The 19,451-nt window shown below is 62.6% G+C and carries 19 protein-coding genes; 8 read left to right on the top strand and 11 right to left on the bottom strand.

Features of this window, described 5'->3' with window-relative positions; translation table 11 throughout:
* Positions 1 to 35: 35 nt before the first annotated feature.
* Positions 36 to 500, bottom strand: a complete 465-nt coding sequence (locus INT12_RS04370; RefSeq protein WP_193039412.1) for a CopD family protein — start codon at positions 498 to 500, stop codon at positions 36 to 38.
* 99 nt (positions 501 to 599) lie between these two features.
* Here INT12_RS04370 and dinG point away from each other — a divergent pair, with 99 nt between their 5' ends.
* From dinG to pdxH, 5 genes are all read left to right on the top strand, one after another.
* Positions 600 to 2,744: an ATP-dependent DNA helicase DinG gene (gene dinG, locus INT12_RS04365; RefSeq protein ID WP_017844782.1), complete on the top strand. Its 2,145-nt coding sequence runs from the start codon at positions 600 to 602 to the stop codon at positions 2,742 to 2,744.
* Between the two features lie 98 nt (positions 2,745 to 2,842).
* Entirely contained in the window at positions 2,843 to 5,140 is a 2,298-nt protein-coding gene (locus INT12_RS04360) for a beta-galactosidase (protein WP_193039413.1), read from the top strand.
* Positions 5,141 to 5,222: 82 nt separating this feature from the next.
* Positions 5,223 to 6,368: an EstA family serine hydrolase gene (locus INT12_RS04355; protein ID WP_017844784.1), complete on the top strand. Its 1,146-nt coding sequence runs from the start codon at positions 5,223 to 5,225 to the stop codon at positions 6,366 to 6,368.
* Between the two features lie 142 nt (positions 6,369 to 6,510).
* Positions 6,511 to 7,749 carry an OmpA family protein gene (locus INT12_RS04350; RefSeq protein ID WP_104903804.1) on the top strand — a complete coding sequence of 413 codons (1,239 nt, stop codon included), beginning with the start codon at positions 6,511 to 6,513 and terminating at the stop codon, positions 7,747 to 7,749.
* Between the two features lie 27 nt (positions 7,750 to 7,776).
* Complete coding sequence (gene pdxH / locus INT12_RS04345; RefSeq protein WP_017844786.1) at positions 7,777 to 8,424, top strand: pyridoxamine 5'-phosphate oxidase; 648 nt, start codon at positions 7,777 to 7,779, stop codon at positions 8,422 to 8,424.
* A 54-nt stretch (positions 8,425 to 8,478) separates the two neighbouring features.
* Here pdxH and INT12_RS04340 read toward each other — a convergent pair whose 3' ends face one another.
* Positions 8,479 to 8,721, bottom strand: coding sequence for a hypothetical protein (locus INT12_RS04340; protein ID WP_017844787.1), 243 nt, complete (start codon positions 8,719 to 8,721; stop codon positions 8,479 to 8,481).
* Between the two features lie 157 nt (positions 8,722 to 8,878).
* Between INT12_RS04340 and INT12_RS04335 the strand changes: the two genes are divergently transcribed.
* Positions 8,879 to 9,343 (top strand): glycine zipper 2TM domain-containing protein, encoded by a 465-nt coding sequence (locus tag INT12_RS04335; protein WP_003189251.1) that lies wholly within the window; start codon positions 8,879 to 8,881, stop codon positions 9,341 to 9,343.
* A 76-nt stretch (positions 9,344 to 9,419) separates the two neighbouring features.
* On the opposite strand, the gene nhaA is transcribed toward INT12_RS04335, so the two are convergent.
* Positions 9,420 to 10,595, bottom strand: a complete 1,176-nt coding sequence (gene nhaA, locus INT12_RS04330; RefSeq protein ID WP_017844788.1) for a Na+/H+ antiporter NhaA — start codon at positions 10,593 to 10,595, stop codon at positions 9,420 to 9,422.
* A gap of 215 nt (positions 10,596 to 10,810) precedes the next feature.
* On the opposite strand from nhaA, the gene INT12_RS04325 reads away from it, so the two are divergent.
* Positions 10,811 to 11,905: a PLP-dependent cysteine synthase family protein gene (locus tag INT12_RS04325; protein WP_169883707.1), complete on the top strand. Its 1,095-nt coding sequence runs from the start codon at positions 10,811 to 10,813 to the stop codon at positions 11,903 to 11,905.
* A 58-nt stretch (positions 11,906 to 11,963) separates the two neighbouring features.
* Here the strand turns inward: INT12_RS04325 and INT12_RS04320 are convergent, their stop codons facing one another.
* From INT12_RS04320 to INT12_RS04310, 3 genes are all read right to left on the bottom strand, one after another.
* Positions 11,964 to 13,577 (bottom strand): NAD(P)/FAD-dependent oxidoreductase, encoded by a 1,614-nt coding sequence (locus INT12_RS04320; RefSeq protein ID WP_017844790.1) that lies wholly within the window; start codon positions 13,575 to 13,577, stop codon positions 11,964 to 11,966.
* A gap of 106 nt (positions 13,578 to 13,683) precedes the next feature.
* Complete coding sequence (locus INT12_RS04315) at positions 13,684 to 14,355, bottom strand: COG3650 family protein (RefSeq protein WP_193039414.1); 672 nt, start codon at positions 14,353 to 14,355, stop codon at positions 13,684 to 13,686.
* A gap of 96 nt (positions 14,356 to 14,451) precedes the next feature.
* Positions 14,452 to 15,051, bottom strand: a complete 600-nt coding sequence (locus INT12_RS04310) for a short chain dehydrogenase (RefSeq protein WP_017844792.1) — start codon at positions 15,049 to 15,051, stop codon at positions 14,452 to 14,454.
* Between the two features lie 104 nt (positions 15,052 to 15,155).
* On the opposite strand from INT12_RS04310, the gene INT12_RS04305 reads away from it, so the two are divergent.
* A complete protein-coding gene (locus INT12_RS04305) occupies positions 15,156 to 16,064 on the top strand; it encodes a LysR family transcriptional regulator (protein WP_017844793.1) in 909 nt (302 codons plus the stop codon).
* Here INT12_RS04305 and INT12_RS04300 read toward each other — a convergent pair.
* The 5 genes from INT12_RS04300 to INT12_RS04280 form a co-directional block, all read right to left on the bottom strand.
* The gene (locus tag INT12_RS04300; protein ID WP_046384439.1) at positions 16,061 to 16,546 is read right to left on the bottom strand and encodes a DoxX family protein; all 486 of its coding nucleotides are present in this window, start codon (positions 16,544 to 16,546) and stop codon (positions 16,061 to 16,063) included. The genes INT12_RS04305 and INT12_RS04300 overlap by 4 nt on opposite strands.
* Positions 16,543 to 17,319, bottom strand: coding sequence for a DUF2063 domain-containing protein (locus INT12_RS04295; protein WP_193039415.1), 777 nt, complete (start codon positions 17,317 to 17,319; stop codon positions 16,543 to 16,545). Before INT12_RS04295 ends, INT12_RS04300 begins: the two co-directional genes overlap by 4 nt.
* A complete protein-coding gene (locus INT12_RS04290; protein ID WP_193039416.1) occupies positions 17,316 to 18,194 on the bottom strand; it encodes a DUF692 domain-containing protein in 879 nt (292 codons plus the stop codon). The genes INT12_RS04295 and INT12_RS04290 overlap by 4 nt, the downstream gene beginning before the upstream one ends.
* A gap of 23 nt (positions 18,195 to 18,217) precedes the next feature.
* Entirely contained in the window at positions 18,218 to 18,523 is a 306-nt protein-coding gene (locus tag INT12_RS04285) for a DUF2282 domain-containing protein (protein ID WP_017844797.1), read from the bottom strand.
* 225 nt (positions 18,524 to 18,748) lie between these two features.
* Positions 18,749 to 19,450: an ABC transporter ATP-binding protein gene (locus tag INT12_RS04280; protein ID WP_017844798.1), complete on the bottom strand. Its 702-nt coding sequence runs from the start codon at positions 19,448 to 19,450 to the stop codon at positions 18,749 to 18,751.
* Position 19,451 lies beyond the last annotated feature (1 nt).

Below are 19,451 nucleotides of genomic sequence, written 5' to 3'. Positions count from 1 at the left end.
GCACGCCCCCTCCCGATGGCCGTTTAAGGCCCGTCTCAGAACATCGGCCGCGCCGAAGCAATCGCGACCACCACCAACCCAACGAGCAGGTTAATGCCCACCAGCTTGCGGATCTGCCCCAGTGCAGCCGCACCCGCCGGCCAATCCTCAGCCGCCACCGCTACGCGCAATTCGGGGAACTTCAACGCCTGGATGCGGATGAACAGCGCCGTCATCACCACATACAAGCCCATCATCACCTGCACGTAACGCGGTGCGGTTTCAAACCCGCTGAAGCGCAGTTGCAACAGGCCGACACCGCTGATCGGCAAAACCAGCACCGCCACCCAAACCCACACGAAAAAACGTTGAAACACATTCGCCCACAGCTTGAGCCGGGCAGGGCCCTCGAGGGCCGCCACAGCGGCCGGGCGCAGGATCATCCAGGCGAAAAACATGCCGCCGACCCAGATCAGGGCGGCCAATACATGCAGGGTGTAAACGAGGCTGAACACGGTCATTGCGGTACTCCGTTCTGCGCGGGATTAATTAGCGGGGTATGATAGCGGTCGATCCGAACCACTGAAAATTTATCCAGCGTTTTTTGCGCCCGACTATCCATGATCAGCACTGAACTCAAAACCACGATCCAGGGCGCCTATTCGCGTTTTCTCGAAGCCAAGAGCTTGAAACCGCGCTACGGCCAACGCCTGATGATCGCCGAAGTGGCCAAGGTCCTCGGGGATATCGACACCGACGACGAAGGCCGGCGCAGCGGTGACCCCGCGGTTGTGGCCGTCGAGGCCGGCACCGGTACCGGCAAGACCGTGGCCTATAGCCTGGCGGCGATTCCCACCGCCAAGGCCGCCGGCAAGCGCCTGGTGATCGCCACCGCCACCGTCGCCCTGCAGGAGCAGATCGTCTACAAAGACCTGCCCGACCTGATGCGCAACAGCGGCCTGAACTTCACCTTCGCCCTGGCCAAGGGCCGTGGCCGCTATATGTGCCTGTCCAAGCTCGACGTGCTGCTGCAGGAAGGCCACGCGCAAACCGCCACGGCCTCCTTGTTCGAAGAAGAAGGCTTCAAGATCGAAGTCGATGAAGTCAGCCAGAAGCTGTTTACCAGCATGATCGAAAAACTGGCCGGGAATAAATGGGACGGCGACCGCGACAGCTGGCCCACCGCCCTGGAAGACGCTGATTGGGCGCGCCTGACCACCGACCACAGCCAATGCACCAACCGGCATTGCCCCAACTTCGGCCAGTGCGCCTTCTATAAAGCGCGCGAAGGCATGGGCAAGGTCGACGTGATCGTCACCAACCACGACATGGTCCTCGCCGACCTGGCCCTGGGCGGCGGCGCCGTGCTGCCGGACCCGCGCGACACGCTCTACGTATTCGACGAAGGCCACCACCTGCCCGACAAGGCCATCGGCCACTTCGCCCATTACACGCGCCTGCGCTCCACCGCCGACTGGCTGGAGGCCACCGCCAAGAACCTCACCAAACTGCTGGCCCAGCACCCGCTGCCCGGCGACCTGGGCAAGCTGATCGAACAGGTGCCGGAACTGGCGCGGGAGATCAAGACCCAGCAGCAGTTCATGTTCAGCGCCTGCGAGCAGGTTGCCGACTTCAAGCCCGGCGAAGACGTCGAAGGCCGCGAGCGCCCGCGCCATCGCTTTGTCGGCGGGCTGATCCCCGAGCACATGCGTGAAATGGGCGTCGAACTGAAGAAGGGTTTTTCGCGCCTGACCGACCTGTTCACCCGCCTGACCGACCTGCTCAAGGAAGGCATGGACGGCGAGGTCAACATCGGCATCGCCAGCAACCAGGCCGAGGAATGGTACCCACTGTTCGGCAGCCTGTTGTCCCGCGCCCAGGGCAACTGGGAGTTGTGGACGGCCTTCACCGTCGAAGACCCGGAAGACAACCCGCCCATGGCCCGTTGGCTGACCCTGTCGGAAAGCGGTGCGCTGTTCGATATCGAGGTCAACGCCAGCCCGATCCTTGCGGCGGAAATGCTGCGGCGCAACCTGTGGAACGTGGCGTATGGCTGCCTGGTCACCTCGGCCACGCTGACCGCCCTGGGCACCTTCGACCGCTTCCGTATGCGCGCCGGCCTGCCGAAAAAAGCCGTCACCGCCGTGGTGCCGAGCCCGTTCCATCACGCTAACGCCGGTGTGCTGCGCGTGCCAGACCTCAAGGCCGACCCTCGGGATGCGCCGGCCCACACCGCCGCGATCATCCGTGACTTGCCGGAGCTGGTCGAAGGTTCACGCGGCACCCTGGTGCTGTTCTCGTCGCGCAAACAGATGCAGGACGTGTTCGACGGCCTCGACCGCGACTGGCGCAAGCAGGTGTTTATCCAGGGCAACCTGTCCAAGCAGGAAACCCTGAACAAGCACAAGGCGCGGGTCGATGGCGGCGATTCCAGCGTGCTGTTCGGCCTGGCGAGCTTTGCCGAAGGCGTGGACTTGCCCGGTGCCTACTGCGAACACGTGGTGATCGCCAAGATCCCGTTCTCGGTGCCGGATGACCCGGTCGAGGCCGCGTTGGCCGAGTGGATCGAGGCCCGTGGCGGCAACCCGTTCATGGAAATCTCGGTGCCGGATGCGTCCCTGAAGCTGGTGCAGGCCTGCGGGCGCTTGCTGCGGACCGAAGAAGACCGGGGCACCATCACCTTGCTGGACCGCCGTCTGGTCACGCAGCGCTATGGCAAGGCCATCCTGAATGCCTTGCCGCCGTTCCGGCGCGAAATTTCTTAAGCCACAGTGGGCAAAATCGCCCACTTCGTGGTCTATCTCACTGCCATCGCATTATGTCATCAGGCCATTTATCGGCCGTTTGGGAGAACCTTGCTCGTATGATTCGCACGCTGCCCGCCCTTTTTGCCCTGCTGTTCGCTGCGCCACTGCTGGCCGCGCCCGCCGGGCAACAAACGTTGTTCAACTTCGTCCGACCTGCCGATGTGGTCAAAGTGGCGACCCAGGACGCCAGCCTGCCGCAATACAACGCCGAACAAACCCCTGAAGGCGAGGTGCTGCGCCGCATCACCTTCAACCCGGCCGCCGAACCGAGCCTGGTGCTCAGCCCGCAGACCGGTGCCTGGGACTGGTCGCAATCCGGTGCCATGAGCCTGCGTATCCAGAGTGCCATGGACTGGGCGCTGACCCTGTACGTCAAGGTGCAGAGCAACGACGGCAAGACCCTGGTCAGCCGCATCGACCTGCCGGCCGGTCCGGCCCAGACCCTGCTGATCCCGCTGCAAGCCAACTCGCCATTGAGCCAGGGCATGAAGGCCGGCCCGCCGATGCCGATCAGCGTCGACGGCCAGCGCGTGTTACTGGCCAGCAGCGCCGGAGACATCGACCGCAGCCAGGTGGTGTCGGTGACCCTGTCGATGATCAAGCCGAATGTCGCCCAAAGTATTCTGCTGGAACGCTTTGGCGTGCAGGACAGCGAGCCGGTGCTGAAGGCGGCCTACAGCGAACTGGTGGATGCCTATGGCCAGTCCACCCGTGCGCGCTGGCCGGAAAAGGTCAACAGCGACGAGCAACTCAAGGCCGCCGCCACCAAGGAGCAGCAACAGCTCAAGGCTTGGCTGGCCGAGCGGGATAAATCCTCCCTGGACCAGTACGGCGGTTGGAACAAAGGCCCGGCGTTCGACGCCAGCGGCTTTTTCCGCACCGAGAAGCGCGATGGTCGTTGGTATCTGGTGACGCCGGAGGGGCATCCGTTCTATTCCCTGGGCGTCAACACCGTGGCTTCGGATAACAACCAGACCTACGTGGCGGGCCGTGAATGGATGTTCGCGGCGCTGCCCAAGGCTGGGGAACCCTTTGACAAGTACTACGGCAGCGGCGACAACCGCACCGGTAACGGCGCCGGCGAAGGGCGTAGCTTTGGCGCCGGGCGTTGGTACGATTTCTACCGCGCCAACCTGCAGCGCACGTATGACACTGACGGTTTCGACCAGAAGCGCTGGGTCAGCCACACCCTCGACCGCCTGCAGGCCTGGGGTTTCAACACCGTCGGCAACTGGAGCGCTGCGCAACTGGCCAGCGCGGACCGCGTGCCGTACACCTTGCCGCTGTCGATCGTCGGCGATTACGCCAGCATCAGCACCGGCACCGACTGGTGGGGCGGCATGCCCGACCCGTTCGACCCGCGTTTCGCCATGGCCACCGAGCGCGCCGTGGCCATCGCCGCCCGCGATCATCGCGACGATCCTTGGCTGATCGGTTTTTTTGCCGATAACGAACTCGCCTGGGCCGGTCCCGGTGACGATGCAAAATCCCGTTACGCCCTGGCCTACGGCACCCTGCGCATGACCACCGATGTACCGGCCAAGCGTGCATTCCTCAAGCAACTGCGTGACAAATACCGTAACGAAGAAGGCCTGTCGAAAGCCTGGGGCATCCACCTGGCGGGCTGGGAACTGATGGAAGACCCGGGCTTCGAACCGCCGATGCCCAATCCTGAGCACCCGGAAATCGAAGCCGACTTCAAATACTTCCAGAAGACCTTCGCCGATACGTACTTCAAGACCATCTCCGATGCACTCAAATGGCACGCGCCCAACCAGTTGCTGCTGGGCGGGCGGTACGCGGTGAGTACGCCGGAGGCGGTGGCGTCCTGTGCGCAGTATTGCGACGTGTTGAGCTTCAACCTGTACACGCTCAAACCCCAGGACGGCTATGACTTCGCCGCCTTGCGCGCGTTGGACAAGCCGGTGTTGATCACCGAATTCAACTTCGGCTCGGCAGACCGCGGCCCGTTCTGGGGCGGTGTGACCCAGTTGGCCAAGGAAGAAGATCGCGGCGCCGCGTATGCCAACTTCCTCAAGCAGGCCATGGCCGAGCCGTCGATTGTCGGCGTTCACTGGTTCCAGTACCTGGACCAGCCCGTGACCGGGCGTCTGCTGGACGGCGAAAACGGCCACTTCGGTCTGGTCGGCATTACCGATGTGCCGTTCCAGGGCTTTGTCGACAGCGTGCGTCGAAGCAACCTGGCGGCGGTCGACCAACTGGGCAAGGAAGCCGAAAAGGCCAAGGCGGCCCGCGCGGTTCGCGAGCATGAAGGCAGCAAGCCCGGGCATGACGGTAAAGGTGCGGGGCAGGGCGCCGGACACACCGGTGGGCATGCCGGAAATGGTCATTGATTCAGTGTTGACGGGTTCACAAATCCTACAAGGGCTGGAACAATGTCGGCCACTTTTTACAGCGTTTTCCGAGGGGGCTTAGGTGCAGGTTCAGGGGCATTACGAACTCCAGTTCGAAGCGGTACGTGAAGCGTTCGCCACGTTGTTCGATGACCCGCAGGAACGTGGTGCGGCGCTGTGCATCCAGATCGGCGGGGAAACCGTGGTCGACCTGTGGGCCGGCACCGCCGACAAGGACGGGGCACAGGCCTGGCACAGCGACACCATCGTCAACCTGTTCTCCTGCACCAAGACCTTCACCGCCGTTGCGGCCCTGCAATTGGTGGCCGAAGGCAAGCTGCAACTGGATGCGCCAGTGGCCAACTACTGGCCGGCATTTGCCGCGGCCGGTAAAGAAGCGATCACCTTGCGCCAGTTGCTCTGCCACCAGGCCGGGTTGCCGGCGATCCGCGAGATGCTGCCCACCGAAGCGCTGTACGACTGGTCGTTGATGGTCGACACCTTGGCCGCCGAAGCGCCGTGGTGGACGCCGGGCCAAGGCCACGGCTACGAAGCGATCACCTATGGCTGGCTGGTCGGGGAATTGCTGCGCCGTGCCGACGGGCGTGGGCCGGGCGAGTCCATCGTGGCGCGGGTTGCACGCCCGTTGGGGCTGGATTTTCATGTGGGCCTGGCGGACGAAGAATTTTATCGCGTGGCCCATGTAGCGCGCGGCAAAGGCAACATGGGCGATGAAGCCGCGCAACGTTTACTGCAAGTAATGATGCGTGAACCCACGGCCATGACGACGCGGGCATTTGCCAATCCGCCGTCTATTCTGACCAGCACTAATAAACCCGAATGGCGGCGTATGCAGCAGCCAGCGGCAAACGGTCACGGTAATGCGCGTAGCCTGGCGGGTTTTTATAGTGGTTTATTGGACGGTAGTTTGCTGGAAAGCGACATGCTCGAACAATTGACCCGTGAACACAGTATCGGGCCCGATAAAACCTTATTGACCCAAACCCGTTTCGGCCTGGGCTGCATGTTGGATCAACCGCAATTGCCGAACGCGACCTTCGGCCTTGGCCCGCGTGCATTTGGACATCCTGGTGCGGGCGGTTCGCTGGGGTTTGCCGACCCCGAACATGATGTAGCGTTCGGTTTTGTGACTAATACGCTGGGGCCCTACGTACTTATGGACCCACGTGCGCAGAAGTTGGTCAGAATATTGGCCGGTTGTCTGTAAACCCCTTGCTGTTTCACGTTTTTTTGTTACAAATGCAAGTATAAGAAGACGCTGAGCAAAATATTGTAACTTTAATGTTCTGGAAGCGTCTGTTTAACGGGTCATTCAGGCCCTCGGTTTTTTCTCATTTTGTGGATATCTCATGTTATCGAACAAGTCCTTGGCACTGGCGCTGTGCCTATCTATTACTGGCTGCGCACAAACACCACAAAATGATGCCGAAGGCGGGCATTGGTGGTCATTTGGATCTGACAAGGCTGCTACCAAGGACGCAGTGAGCCAAACCGACGCCAAGCCGGACGCCAAACCCGCCGCGGGCGCCAAACCTGCCGCACCGGTAGCGGCTGCTGCCAGCGCCAAGCCGGCTGCACCGGTAGCTGCCGCTGCTGGCGCCAAGCCTGCCGCACCGGTAGCCGCCGCTCCTGCGCCAGCCCCGGTGGCCAAAGCGGATACCGGCTCCAGTTGGTGGCCGTTCTCCTCCAAGAGCGCCGACGAAAAGGCCGCCGATGCCAAGGCTGACCTGAAGGCCGACCTCAAGGCCGCCACCCCGGCGCCAGCCGCTGCTCCTGCCGCCCCCGCCGTGGCCAAGACCGACTCCGAGACTCACTGGTGGTGGCCGTTCGAAAGCACGTCCAAGCCTAAGCCATTGGCCAAGGTCGACGTGACCAACGTGCCAATGCCCGACCCGAAAATCACCCAGGCTTGGCTGGACGACTATGAGCCGCGCCTGCGCGCCGCGATCAAGGACAGCAACCTGCAACTGGAACGTCGCGACAACGTACTGGTGGTGATTGCCCCGGTAGACGGTTCCTACAACCCGAAACGCCCGGCGATGTTGCTGCCGGTCACCCTGGGCCCGTTCACTCGCGTCGCCAAGGCTGTTGAAGCCGACCCGAAGACCGCCGTACTGGTCCTCGGTCACGTTGATGCCACCGGCGCGGCCCCGGCGAGCCAGGCGCTGACCAAAGAACGCGCGCAATCCATCGCATCGATTTTCAGCCTCAGCGGCCTCAAGCAAGACCGTCTGATGCTGCGTGGCATGGGCGACATGATGCCGCGTGCCGCCAACGACAGCACCCAAGGCCGTGCGCTGAACCGTCGCATGGAAATTATGTTTACTCAGCGTACAACTATGTTGGCCTTGCTGAGCAAGTACAACTCGGGCAAGACCCCGCCTGTGGCTGAAATGGTTGCCGTGCAGGACGTTCCCGCGCCGGCACCGGTCGCAAAAGCCTCGGCGAAAAAGACGGTCGCGAAAAAATCCGCTGCCAAGCCAGCCGCGAAAAAGGCTCCGGCCAAGGCAGCCGCCAAGAAACCCGCAGCGGCCAAAGCCAAGGCCAAGGCTGCTGCACCGGCTGCGAACGACCAGGCCAAAAACTGATCCGCTGAACCAGAAGGATAAAGTCGCATGACCCAGGTGTTGGCTGATATGCGCCGTGACTACACACGAGATGGTTTGAGCGAGGCCCAGGCCCCGAGCGAGCCGTTTGCCTTGTTCCACCAGTGGTTCGGCGATGCGGTGAAAACCGAGCAGCCGCCGGTGGAGGCCAATGCCATGACCCTGGCCACGGTCGACGAGGACGGTCGCCCGCACTGTCGCATCCTGTTGCTCAAGGGCCTGGATGCGCAGGGCTTTACCTTCTTCACCAACTATGAGAGCGCCAAGGGCGATCAGCTTGCGGCGCGGCCCTTCGCGGCCATGACCTTTTTCTGGCCGACCCTGGAGCGTCAGGTACGCATCGAGGGCCGGGTGGTCAAGGTCACGCCGGAAGAGTCGGATGCCTATTTCCAGGTGCGCCCCTTGGGCAGCCGCCTGGGCGCCTGGGCTTCCCCGCAGAGCAAGGTGATCCGTGACCGCGAAGAATTGCACGACTTGCTCAAGGTCACCGAACAGCGGTTCAGCGACACTCAGCCGCACTGCCCTGAACACTGGGGCGGCTATCGCTTATTGCCCGAGCGCATCGAGTTCTGGCAAGGCCGCGCCAGCCGCCTGCATGACCGCCTGAACTACCGCTTGCACGGGGCCGACTGGACCCGTGAGCGCCTGGCGCCCTGATCGTCGTCTTGCGTCACCCTTTCTGACTGTTGCTCGTCACCCCGAAGCCTCTGTTCAAGAGGCCTCGGGCGTGTACTGTTGCGCCGCATTTTTCAACCAGTCCGGCAGCTCGCGGCGGTTGATCTTCAGGGTGCGGGCTTTTTCCAGTTGTTGCAGCATGAAGGCCCGCTTGTGCAGGTCGTTGCCCGCCAGGGAGAGCGCCAGGTCGCGGTCGATCCAGCGGCGGATGCGCAGGTATAACCAGCCATGGAAATACAAGCCGGCTACGGTCGTGACTATAATGATGAAATAATCCATGAGCGTCCTGTTTACGAGATGAGAGCTACCGTTTGTCGTCTGTTTTGGTGCTGGCACTCTGTACTAGGGCTGAATGAAAGCAATTTTCTGCGGAGCTTGCCGTGACAGGCGTCAAGCGGCCGCGTCTAATGAACACCTGTCCTTTGGAGTTGATGCTATGCGTAAGTCCGTTTTACTAGTTGCCTGCTTTACTACCCTGTCGTTGTTGTTGGGTGGCTGCGCCTCGAGTCTGACCGGCGACTCATACTCCCGTGACGAAGCGCGTCGCGTGCAGACCGTTCGCATGGGGACCATTGAATCCCTGCGTCCGGTGAAAATCGAAGGCACCAAGACCCCAATCGGCGGTGCGGCCGGTGCCGTCATTGGCGGCGTGGGCGGCAGCGCCATCGGTGGCGGCCGTGGCAGTATCGTGACCGCCGTGATCGGCGCCGTCGCCGGCGGCCTGTTGGGTTCGGCCACCGAAGAAGGCCTGACCCGCACCCAGGGCGTGGAAATCACCGTTCGCGAAGACGACGGCAGCATGCGTGCCTACGTGCAGGCCGTGCAGGAGAATGAAATCTTCCGCATCGGTGATCGCGTTCGCATCATGACCGTTGATGGTACCAGCCGCGTGACTCGCTAAGCGTTAAGCCGCGAGCAAAGAAAAACCCCAGCCGGGTGACCGGCTGGGGTTTTTTGTGCGCGGTGTTTTGTGCGAGTCAGGCTTTCTTGCGACTCGCCATCGCCGTCACTGCATAACCGATACACGCCGCGAGTATCGACCCGGTCAGAATCCCCATTCGATCTTCCCCGGCAAATTCGCTGGCGCCCGGCACGAACGCCAGAGAGCCGACAAACAGGCTCATGGTGAAGCCGATGCCGCACAGGATCGCCACGCCGAACACCTGGCCCCAACTGGCGCCGCTGGGCAGCGCGGCGAGGCCGGTCTTGATGGCGAGCCAGGTCAGGCCGAACACGCCGATGGTCTTGCCGATCAGCAGGCCGAGGGCGATGCCCAGCGGTACGTGGTGGGTGAAGCTCTCGAGGCTGACCCCGCTCAGGGACACGCCGGCGTTGGCGAACGCGAACAGCGGCAGGATGCCATAGGCCACCCATGGATGCAGGGCATGTTCGAGCGTCAACAGCGGCGAGGTTTCGGCGTTTTTGGTACGCATCGGGATGCAGAACGCCAGCGTTACGCCGGCCAAGGTGGCATGCACGCCACTTTTCAGTACGCAGACCCACAGGATCAGGCCGATGATCAGGTACGGCCCGAGCTTGATCACGCCCAGGCGGTTCATGGCAATCAAGGCGATCAAGCAGGCGCCCGCGCCCGCCAGGGCGGCGCCGGACAGGTCGCTGGAATAGAACACGGCGATCACGATGATCGCGCCCAGGTCATCGATGATGGCAAGGGTCATCAGGAACAGTTTCAGCGACACCGGCACGCGCTTGCCGAGCAGCGCCAGGACGCCCAATGCGAAGGCGATATCGGTGGCCATGGGGATCGCCCAGCCGGAAAGCGCCGCCGGGTAATCCTTGTTGATTGCCCAGTAGATCAATGCCGGCACGACCATGCCGCCGATCGCCGCGGCGCCTGGCAGGACGACTTGCGAAGGCTTGGACAGGTGGCCGTCGAGCAGCTCGCGCTTGACCTCCAGGCCGATCAGCAGGAAGAACAGGGCCATCAGGCCGTCGTTGATCCACAGCAACGCGGGCTTGGCGATCTTCAGCGCGCCAATCTGCGCCACCACGGGCACGTCGAGGAACGCGCTGTAGAGGTGCGACAACGGTGAGTTGTTGACGATCAGCGCCAACGCGGCTGCGGCGATCAACAATAGACCGCTGGCGGCTTCCAACTGGAAGAAACGGGTGAACGTGCTACGCAGAGCCAAGGGGTGCTCTCCAATCCAGATTCAATAGATGCGTACCCTAACCCGTACCGTTAGTTGTTAAAACAAAAGTTATATTCTTATTTGTTATAAGAAAGGAGCGCGGTCGGAGTTGGGGCGGAGCCTAGCAATTGTGTGTCCGATTGAGTCGTTACTGTATCTGTGTGTGGCGTAGGAAACATCCTAAGATTCAGGCTGAAATCCTTAGAGATCCTCTCATGAGCGACCACCGTCCCTGGGCCCGCGAAGCCATTCGTATCATTGAAGCAGACTTCCAGCGCAGCGCCGACACCCACCTGATCCCTTTGGCGCTACCCGGCTTGCCGGGTATCGAGTTGTACTTCAAGGATGAGTCCAGCCACCCCACCGGCAGCCTCAAACACCGGCTGGCGCGCTCGCTGTTCCTGTACGCGCTGTGCAATGGCTGGCTGAAGCCGGGAGCGCCGGTGATCGAAGCCTCCAGCGGTTCGACGGCGATCTCCGAAGCCTACTTCGCACGCTTGCTCGGCCTGCCGTTTATCGCCGTGATGCCGGCCACCACCTCCCAGGAAAAGATCGCCCAGATCGGCTTCTACGGCGGCAAGAGCCATCTGGTACAAGATCCGACGCAGATCTACGCCGAATCCGAACGCCTGGCGCAGGAAAGCGGTGGTCACTTCATGGACCAGTTCACCTACGCCGAACGCGCCACCGACTGGCGGGCGAACAACAATATCGCCGAGTCGATCTTCCAGCAGATGCGCTTCGAGCGTCATCCGGAGCCGAGCTGGCTGATTTCCAGCCCCGGCACGGGCGGTACCACCGCGACCCTGGGACGCTATGTGCGTTATCGCCAGCATTGCACCCGCGTGTTGTGTGCCGACGCCGAGCGCTCGGTGTTCTTTGACTACTACCTGAGCGGCGATGCCGGCTTGCGCCTGGAGTGCGGCTCGCGGATTGAAGGCATTGGTCGACCGCGGGTCGAAGCGTCGTTTTTGCCCAAGGTCATCGATGCGATGGTCAAGGTGCCGGACGCGCTGTCGCTGGCGGCCATGCATTACCTGGCCGAGCGGTTGGGTCGGCGGGTCGGCGGGTCGAGCGGGACCAACCTGATCGGTGCCCTGATGGCGGCGCAGCAGATGACAGCGGCGGGGGAGTCGGGGTCGATCGTGGCGATCTTGTGTGACGGGGGCGAGCGATATGCCACCACCTATTACGATCAGGCGTGGCTGGCGGGGCAGGGGTATGAACTGCAGGGCTTGATAGCCGCGGTGGCGGCCAGCGTCGAGCGCGGTGAGCCACTGCCCGACGACATCCTGCGCGCGAATATCTGACACGCTACAAAAACCAATGTGGGAGCGGCCGCGCTCCCACCTTTGGACGACGCTGTTTTCAGGCCTCGATACCCAACATATCCCGCGCCAACGCCTCGGCAATCCGAATGCCGTCGACGCCTGCGGACAGAATCCCACCGGCATAACCCGCGCCTTCGCCGGCCGGGAACAGGCCTTTGACGTTCAGGCTCTGCATCGATTCGTTACGGGTAATCCGCAACGGCGATGAGGTGCGTGTCTCGATCCCGGTCAAGACGGCATCGTGCAACGAGTAGCCCTTGATCTGCTTCTCGAACGCCGGCAAGGCTTCACGGATCGCTTCGATGGCGAAGTCCGGCAGTGCCAGGGCCAGATCGCCCATGGACACCCCAGGTTTGTAGGACGGTTCCACGCTGCCGATGGCCGTGGACGGCTTGCCGGCGATGAAATCGCCGACCAGTTGCGCCGGGGCTTCGTAATTGCTGCCGCCGAGGATGTAGGCGTGGGATTCCAGGCGCTCCTGCAGCTCGATGCCGGCCAGCGGACCGCCCGGGTAATCGACCTCAGGCGTGATGCCGACGACGATGCCGGAGTTGGCGTTGCGCTCGTTGCGCGAGTACTGGCTCATGCCGTTGGTCACCACGCGATGCGGCTCGGACGTCGCGGCCACCACGGTGCCACCGGGGCACATGCAGAAGCTGTAGACCGAACGGCCATTCTTGGCGTGGTGTACCAGTTTGTAGTCGGCCGCGCCGAGTTTCGGGTGCCCGGCGTATTTGCCCAGGCGCGCGGCGTCGATCAGCGACTGTGGGTGTTCGATACGGAAACCCACGGAAAACGGCTTGGCTTCCATGTACACGCCACGGCCGTGGAGCATGCGGAAGGTGTCGCGGGCGCTGTGGCCGAGGGCGAGGATCACGTGCTTGGAGAGGATCTGCTCGCCGCCGTCGATGACCACGCCGTTCAGTTGACCGTCTTCGATCAATACGTCGGTCACCCGTTGCTCGAAGCGCACTTCACCGCCCAGGGCGATGATTTGCTCGCGCATGTTTTCCACCACGCCGGTCAGGCGGAACGTACCGATGTGCGGCTTGCTGACGTAGAGGATTTCTTCCGGCGCGCCGGCCTTGACGAACTCGTGCAGCACTTTGCGCCCGTGGAATTTCGGGTCTTTGATCTGGCTGTAGAGCTTGCCATCGGAAAAGGTCCCGGCGCCGCCCTCACCGAACTGCACGTTGGACTCCGGGTTGAGCACGCTTTTGCGCCACAGGCCCCAGGTGTCCTTGGTGCGCTGGCGCACTTCCTTGCCGCGCTCGAGGATGATCGGCTTGAAGCCCATCTGCGCCAGCAGCAGCCCGGCGAAAATCCCGCACGGGCCAAAACCGACGACGATCGGACGTTCAACCAGATCCGCGGGCGCCTGGCCCACCACCTTGTAGCTGACATCCGGCGCCGGGTTGATGTTGCGGTCGTCGGCAAACTTGAGCAGCAGGGCGGCTTCACCCTTCACGTTCAGGTCGACGGTGTAGATGAAGCACAGCTCCGACGATTTCTTGCGGGCGTCGTAGCTGCGCTTGAACAGGGTGAAATCGAGCAGGTCATCACTGGCGATGCCCAGGCGCTGCACGATGGCGGGCCGCAGGTCTTCTTCGGGATGGTCGATGGGCAGCTTGAGTTCGGTGATTCGTAACATGACAGGATCCGGTGTGCGGCGTTTGGTGGGGCCGGCAGTTTTGCAAACCGGCGATTATAAGCCCCAACGGCAGGTTCCCGTCATGTTAAAACAGCGCGGGCCCGCATCAATCGTCGCGCGAACCGCCGAAAGCCGCGCAGCCACGCTGGACTTGACCGTTGACCCGCAACTCGGCGGTCATGTGTTGCAAGCTGCCGCTGGCACTGTCGACACAGCGCTGGGGGGCCACCCACAGTTCGATGTGCTGGTTATTGGCTTCGGTCATCAGGTTGAAACGACCGTCACCCAGTTGTTCCTCGACATAGGGAACCGGCAGCGGCGGCTGGCCTTCGCGCTCCAGCACCATGCCCTTGGCGGTGACGTTCAGCGCCCAGGCCGGCTTGTGGCCGTTGGCACGCAGGATCATGCGCTTGAAGTCGGGATCATCGCAGGCCGAGGTCGAGCGCTCGACGCGGTACAGCTGTTGCAGCTCCACTTCGCCCTGGGTGCCGGCAGCGACGCCGGAGAACTTGCCGCGCAGGTCGGCAAACAGTGCGCCTTGCTGGCCGGCCAGGGACGCGGCTTCCTGCAGGATGCTGGTGCCGCCGGTGTCCTTGACCACGTAATTGCGCTGGTCGTGGCACGGTTGGAACAACAGCTTGCCGGCGACTGCCGTGAGCTCGCCCTGCATGCGGGTCAGCCCGGCGGTGGACGGTTTGGCCGGCTCGCTTTCGAACAACTGGCAGGCGGTGAACAAGGGGAGCAAGGCAAACAGCATGAAGGTACGGGCGGCACGCATTATCGGGTCTCCTGACAAGTGCCGCCACGTTACGCAGGCTGGCGGTGCATCACAAGCCCACGCGCCAGCTTCAGGCATTTCTTACAGCTTTGGCGTTCAACCTACGATAAAGGTTTGGCCGGTCTGCAAGCCCTCGACGCTTTTCGCGTAGGCCAGTGCCACATCGGCGCCCGCAGCCGGTTTGTACCCGCGAAAGTACGGTGCATAGCTGCCCATGGCTTCCAGCAGCACTGTCGGGCTTACGGAATTGACGCGCAGGCCCCGTGGCAATTCGATTGCGGCGGCTTTCACAAATGCATCCAGTGCGCCATTGACCAGTGCCGCCGAGGCGCCGGTGCGAATCGGGTCGCGGTTGAGGATGCCGCTGGTAAAGGTGAACGAGGCGCCGTCGTTGGCGTACTCGCGGCCGATCAGCAGCAGGTTGACCTGGCCCATCAGTTTGTCGCGCAGGCCCAGTTCGAAATCGGTTTCGCTCATCTCACCCAGCGCGACGAAATTCACACTGCCTGCGGCGCAGACCAAGGCATCGAACCGGCCGGTCTGCTCGAACAACCGACGGATCGAGGCGCTGTCGCTGATATCCACCTGGAAGTCGCCGCTGCTGCGACCAATGCTGATCACCTCGTGACGCTGCGCCAGTTCCGCCTTGACCGCCGAGCCCACGGTGCCGCTGGCACCAATCAATAGGATTTTCATCGTGCTGTTTCTCCAGTGGGTAAGTGAGGGTTCAGTCTAGTGTGGCTTTTCAAGTGGATAAACGCGCTAATAGGCAACCTTTGGTTTTCAAATGGAAACAATCCATGAGCGAGATGGATGACCTGGCGGCGTTTGCCGTATTGATCGAGGCCGGCAGTTTCACCGTGGCGGCTGAGCAACTGGGTTGCAGCAAAGGGCAACTGTCCAAGCGCATCAGCCAGCTGGAGGCCGGGTACTCGGTGGTGTTGCTGCATCGCACCACGCGCAAGCTCAGCCTGACCGCTGCCGGCGCTGCGTTGTTGCCCCAGGCGCAGGCGTTGGTGGCGCAGGTCGAACGGGCACGTCAGGCGCTGGCGCGGCTCAAGGACGACTTGGCCGGGCCGGTGCGTATGACGGTTCCGGTGTCGTTGGGCGAAACCTTCTTCGACGGCTTGTTGCTGGAGTTTTCCGAGCACTACCCGCAGGTGCAGATCGAACTGGAGCTGAACAACAGCTACCGCGACCTGGCGCGGGATGGCTTCGACCTGGGGGTACGCTCGGGCGCCATCGAAAATCAGCGCCTGGTGGCCAAGCCGCTGTTGGCCTGGCACGAGATGACCTGTGCCAGCCCGGCCTACCTGGAGCAGCACGGCGAACCGCTGACCCCAGCCGATCTGGCGTCCCACACCTGCCTGCTGAACAGCCACTACAGCGGCCGCGAAGAGTGGCTGTACCACCAGCAGCACGAGCTGCTGCGCGTGCGGGTGAGCGGGACCTTCGCCTCCAATCACTACAACCTGTTGAAAAAGGCCGCTCTGGTGGGCGCCGGTATTGCGCGGCTGCCTTCCTACGTTTTACCGGCGGAACTGGCTGACGGCCGATTGCGCTGGCTGCTGCGGGATTATCAGACGCGGAGCCTGCCGATGTACCTGGTGCATCCCTATCAGGGCGGCTTGCCGCGACGCACCCAAGTGTTGGCCGACTACCTGGTGGACTGGTTCAAGCGCAGCGGCGAAGCCCTCGACCGACTCTAGCGATAGCGGCGGGCGATCAGGTGGTCGACGGAGAGGCGCCCCGGGCCTTTGGCCACTAACAGCAGTAGGACGGCCAGCCAGGTGCCGTGGGTCGGGTAGGCATCGGGGTACACGAACAGTTGAATGGTCAGGGTCATGCCGATCAACGCCAGGGCCGAGAAGCGTGTGGCCAAGCCCAGCAGGATCAGCACCGGGAAGAAGTGTTCGGCAAATGCCGCCATGTGCGCGGCCACTTCCGGCGACAGCCAGGGCAGCTTGTATTCGCTGCGAAACAGCGGCAGCGTCGAGGCGGCGAGGCGCGGCTCGCCCAGTTGGAAGGTGCCGCTGATCAAGTCGATGGCAAAGCCTTCGACTTTGGTTTGCCCGGACTTCCAGAACACCGCCGCGATGGAGAAACGTGCGAGAAAGGCGATCAAGCTGTAGGGAATTTTTTCGAAAAGCTGGATGGCCCGGTTGATCAGGCACGTTGATCGAGGGTTCATGGCGATACCTTGTGTTCCAGAGACAGATGAGTGATGGCGGCTTGGTTGATCAGCAGCGCCAGGCATTGGTGCAGGTCGAACTCGGCTGAGGCCTCGAGTGCGTGCGCGAGCGCCTTCTCCAGCACCGCGCCCTGGTTCAGGCTGTCGATAAACGCCACCGAGCCGCTGTCGATGGCGAACACCCTGACCTCCATGCCCCGGCGCAACACGAGGGTGCCCTGGGCATGCCAGGGATTCAACGTGGCAATCGCGCCCTCGGTCTGGTGCGCCGCCCACACCGCGACGACGGCGTAGCGCGAGTCCAGCGTGGCCAGGGATGGGTGCAGTTGCAGGTGCAATGTGCCCAGCTCGGTGTGCGTTTGCAGTTGCTGCAGAACAGCCTGCGGTTCCAGCGCGAGGGCATCCGCCGCGTGATAGGCACGGACCCGCAAGCGTTCCAGGCGTGCTACATCCGCCAGGTAAGGCACGCTCGCGGCCGGTTCAAAGCCCTGGATAAAACCGGAAAATGTCGCGCCGTATTCGCTGATCAATGGGCTGCCGGGCGGGCATGCCTGTACGTAGCAGCCGGCCATGGCGCGGAAAAACTCATCGCCCACCAGTTGCAACGTCACCGGGTAAGCGGTCGCCAGCGCGTTGATCAACGAGCCGTGGACATTGTTGCGATACACCGCAAAACGGCTGGCCGGGTCGGCGCCGTTGCTGCTGAACAGGCCGGCCGGGCAGGCTTGGTCCGGCGCCAGCAGGGCGGCGGCAAAGTCTTCGAGAAGGCTCATGGGCGGCCCCGCGACAAGTGCCGTTCGGCCTGCTGTGCCTCGGCCAGCAGCACGCTGAAGGCCGGTACCTGGTTATCCCTTTCGATCAGCGTGGCCACCGGGCCGGTACGCGCGAGCACATGTTCGTACAACTGCCAGACAGCGTTATCGATGGGCGCGCCGTGATCGTCGATCAGCAGGCGCTCACCCAGGCTGTCGGTGTCTTCGGCAAAGCCTGCCAGATGAATCTCAGCCACGGCGTGCAAGGGCAGCGCGTCGATGTAGGTCAACGGATCGCGCTGATGATTGATGCACGACACATAGACGTTATTCACGTCCAGCAGCAGGCCGCAACCGGTGCGGCGGATGATTTCGCCGATGAAGTCCGTTTCGTCGAGGGTCGAGCGCTGGAACTGCAGGTAGGTCGATGGGTTCTCCAGCAGCATTGGCCGCTTGAGGGTGCTCTGAACCTGATCAACGTGTTCGCACACTCGATTGAGGGCGGCGACATCGTAGGCCAGGGGCAGCAAGTCGTTGAGAAACACCGGGCCGTGGGTCGACCAGGCCAGGTGCTCGGAAAAGGCCTGGGGTTGATAGCGCTCGATCAGTGTTGCCAGCCGTGCCAGGTGCTCACGGTTCAGCGGGTTTTCGCCGCCGATGGACAGGCCCACGCCGTGCAGCGACAGCGGGTACTGCGCGCGAATCAAACCCAGGTAGTGATGAAACGGGCCGCCGGCCACCATGTAGTTTTCGGCATGCACTTCAAAAAAACCGATATCGGGGCAGGTGTCGAGCACTTCGGTGAAGTGCTCGTTTTTCAGCCCCAGCCCGGCCCGCAGGGGGAGGCCGGGCACCTGAGCCGCTGAGGGCGTTTGCAGGAACGAAAGCGTCATCATCAGTACTCAGGCTGCGGGCTGCTTCAGGACTTGGCGGTAAAGGCCGCTTCCTGGCCGAAGCCAGTCGACGAGGTGGTGCTTGGGGTTTGGGTGCAGGTGCCGGCCGGGACCAGTTTCCAGGCGTTGGCCTGATCCTTGGTTTTGGAGGTGCCGGCGCAGGAAGTGCCAGCGCCGGCGGCGCAATCGTTCTTGCCGGCTTCGGCGACGCCGAAGCATTTCTGCATGTCGTCGGCCGCGTGGGCGCTGGTGCTCAAGGCGGACAGGCTCAGGGCGGAACTCAGGGCGAGGACGAGGGAAGCAGCGGACAGCGAACGGTGTTTAACGGTCATGGTGTATCTCCAGCAGTGGGATGAGTCGGCGGGCATGATTGCCTGCTTGTACCACTAGAGGCTGGACGCTGGAATTCGTTACAAGCCGTTTGAAAAAAATTTCAGCGATCACCCGAAACAAATGTGGGAGGGGGCTTGCCCCGATGACGGTATATCAGTCACATATTCTGTGCCTGACATGGCGCCATCGGGGGCAAGCCCCCTCCCACATTTAGCAACCGGGTGTTAACCGCCGAGGTACGCCTCACGCACCTTCGGATCGGTCAGCAACTGCTCACCCGTGCCCTGCATCACCACCCGGCCGTTTTCCAGCACATAGGCACGGTCGGCGATTTTCAGCGCCTGGTTGGCGTTCTGTTCGACCAGGAACACCGTCACACCGTCCTTGCGCAGCTGTTCGATGATGTCGAAGATCTGCTGGATGATGATCGGCGCCAGGCCCAGGGAAGGTTCGTCGAGCAGCAACAGCTTGGGCTTGCTCATCAGCGCGCGACCGATGGCGAGCATTTGCTGCTCGCCGCCGGACATGGTGCCGCCGCGCTGGCTGAAGCGTTCCTTGAGCCTGGGGAACAGGTGCAGCACCTTGTCCATTTGCTCCTGGTAGTCGCCCTTGTCGGTGAAGAACCCGCCCATGGCCAGGTTCTCTTCGACAGTCAGGCGCGAAAACACCCGTCGGCCTTCCGGCACCACGGCAATGCTTTTGCGCATGATGTGCGACGACTGCTGGCCCACCAGCTCTTCACCCATGTAGCGGATGCTGCCGCTGTGGGCCTGCGGCGAACCGCACAAGGTCATCAGCAAGGTCGACTTGCCGGCACCGTTGGCGCCGATCAGCGTGACGATCTCACCCTGGCGCACTTCGACGTTGACGCTGTGCAGGGCCTGGATCTTTCCGTAGAAAGTGGAAACGTTTTCGAATTGCAGCATT

Source organism: Pseudomonas sp. K8, assembly GCF_014889455.1.
Classification (GTDB): domain Bacteria; phylum Pseudomonadota; class Gammaproteobacteria; order Pseudomonadales; family Pseudomonadaceae; genus Aquipseudomonas; species Aquipseudomonas veronii.
Note: the sequence above shows the minus strand (reverse complement) of the source record. Positions and strands in the feature narration are given on the sequence as shown.

Coding starts and splice junctions, on each gene's coding strand:
- INT12_RS04370 (WP_193039412.1), bottom strand. CDS start 500: ATGACCGTGTTCAGCCTCGTTTACACCCTGCATGTATTGGCCGCCCTG.
- INT12_RS04290 (WP_193039416.1), bottom strand. CDS start 18,194: ATGATGACGCTTTCGTTCCTGCAAACGCCCTCAGCGGCTCAGGTGCCC.
- INT12_RS04320 (WP_017844790.1), bottom strand. CDS start 13,577: ATGTTACGAATCACCGAACTCAAGCTGCCCATCGACCATCCCGAAGAA.
- INT12_RS04350 (WP_104903804.1), top strand. CDS start 6,511: ATGTTATCGAACAAGTCCTTGGCACTGGCGCTGTGCCTATCTATTACT.
- INT12_RS04285 (WP_017844797.1), bottom strand. CDS start 18,523: ATGACCGTTAAACACCGTTCGCTGTCCGCTGCTTCCCTCGTCCTCGCC.
- pdxH (WP_017844786.1), top strand. CDS start 7,777: ATGACCCAGGTGTTGGCTGATATGCGCCGTGACTACACACGAGATGGT.
- INT12_RS04300 (WP_046384439.1), bottom strand. CDS start 16,546: ATGAACCCTCGATCAACGTGCCTGATCAACCGGGCCATCCAGCTTTTC.
- INT12_RS04280 (WP_017844798.1), bottom strand. CDS start 19,450: ATGCTGCAATTCGAAAACGTTTCCACTTTCTACGGAAAGATCCAGGCC.
- INT12_RS04315 (WP_193039414.1), bottom strand. CDS start 14,355: ATGCGTGCCGCCCGTACCTTCATGCTGTTTGCCTTGCTCCCCTTGTTC.
- dinG (WP_017844782.1), top strand. CDS start 600: ATGATCAGCACTGAACTCAAAACCACGATCCAGGGCGCCTATTCGCGT.
- INT12_RS04310 (WP_017844792.1), bottom strand. CDS start 15,051: ATGAAAATCCTATTGATTGGTGCCAGCGGCACCGTGGGCTCGGCGGTC.
- INT12_RS04325 (WP_169883707.1), top strand. CDS start 10,811: ATGAGCGACCACCGTCCCTGGGCCCGCGAAGCCATTCGTATCATTGAA.
- INT12_RS04295 (WP_193039415.1), bottom strand. CDS start 17,319: ATGAGCCTTCTCGAAGACTTTGCCGCCGCCCTGCTGGCGCCGGACCAA.
- INT12_RS04360 (WP_193039413.1), top strand. CDS start 2,843: ATGATTCGCACGCTGCCCGCCCTTTTTGCCCTGCTGTTCGCTGCGCCA.
- INT12_RS04305 (WP_017844793.1), top strand. CDS start 15,156: ATGAGCGAGATGGATGACCTGGCGGCGTTTGCCGTATTGATCGAGGCC.
- INT12_RS04335 (WP_003189251.1), top strand. CDS start 8,879: ATGCGTAAGTCCGTTTTACTAGTTGCCTGCTTTACTACCCTGTCGTTG.
- INT12_RS04340 (WP_017844787.1), bottom strand. CDS start 8,721: ATGGATTATTTCATCATTATAGTCACGACCGTAGCCGGCTTGTATTTC.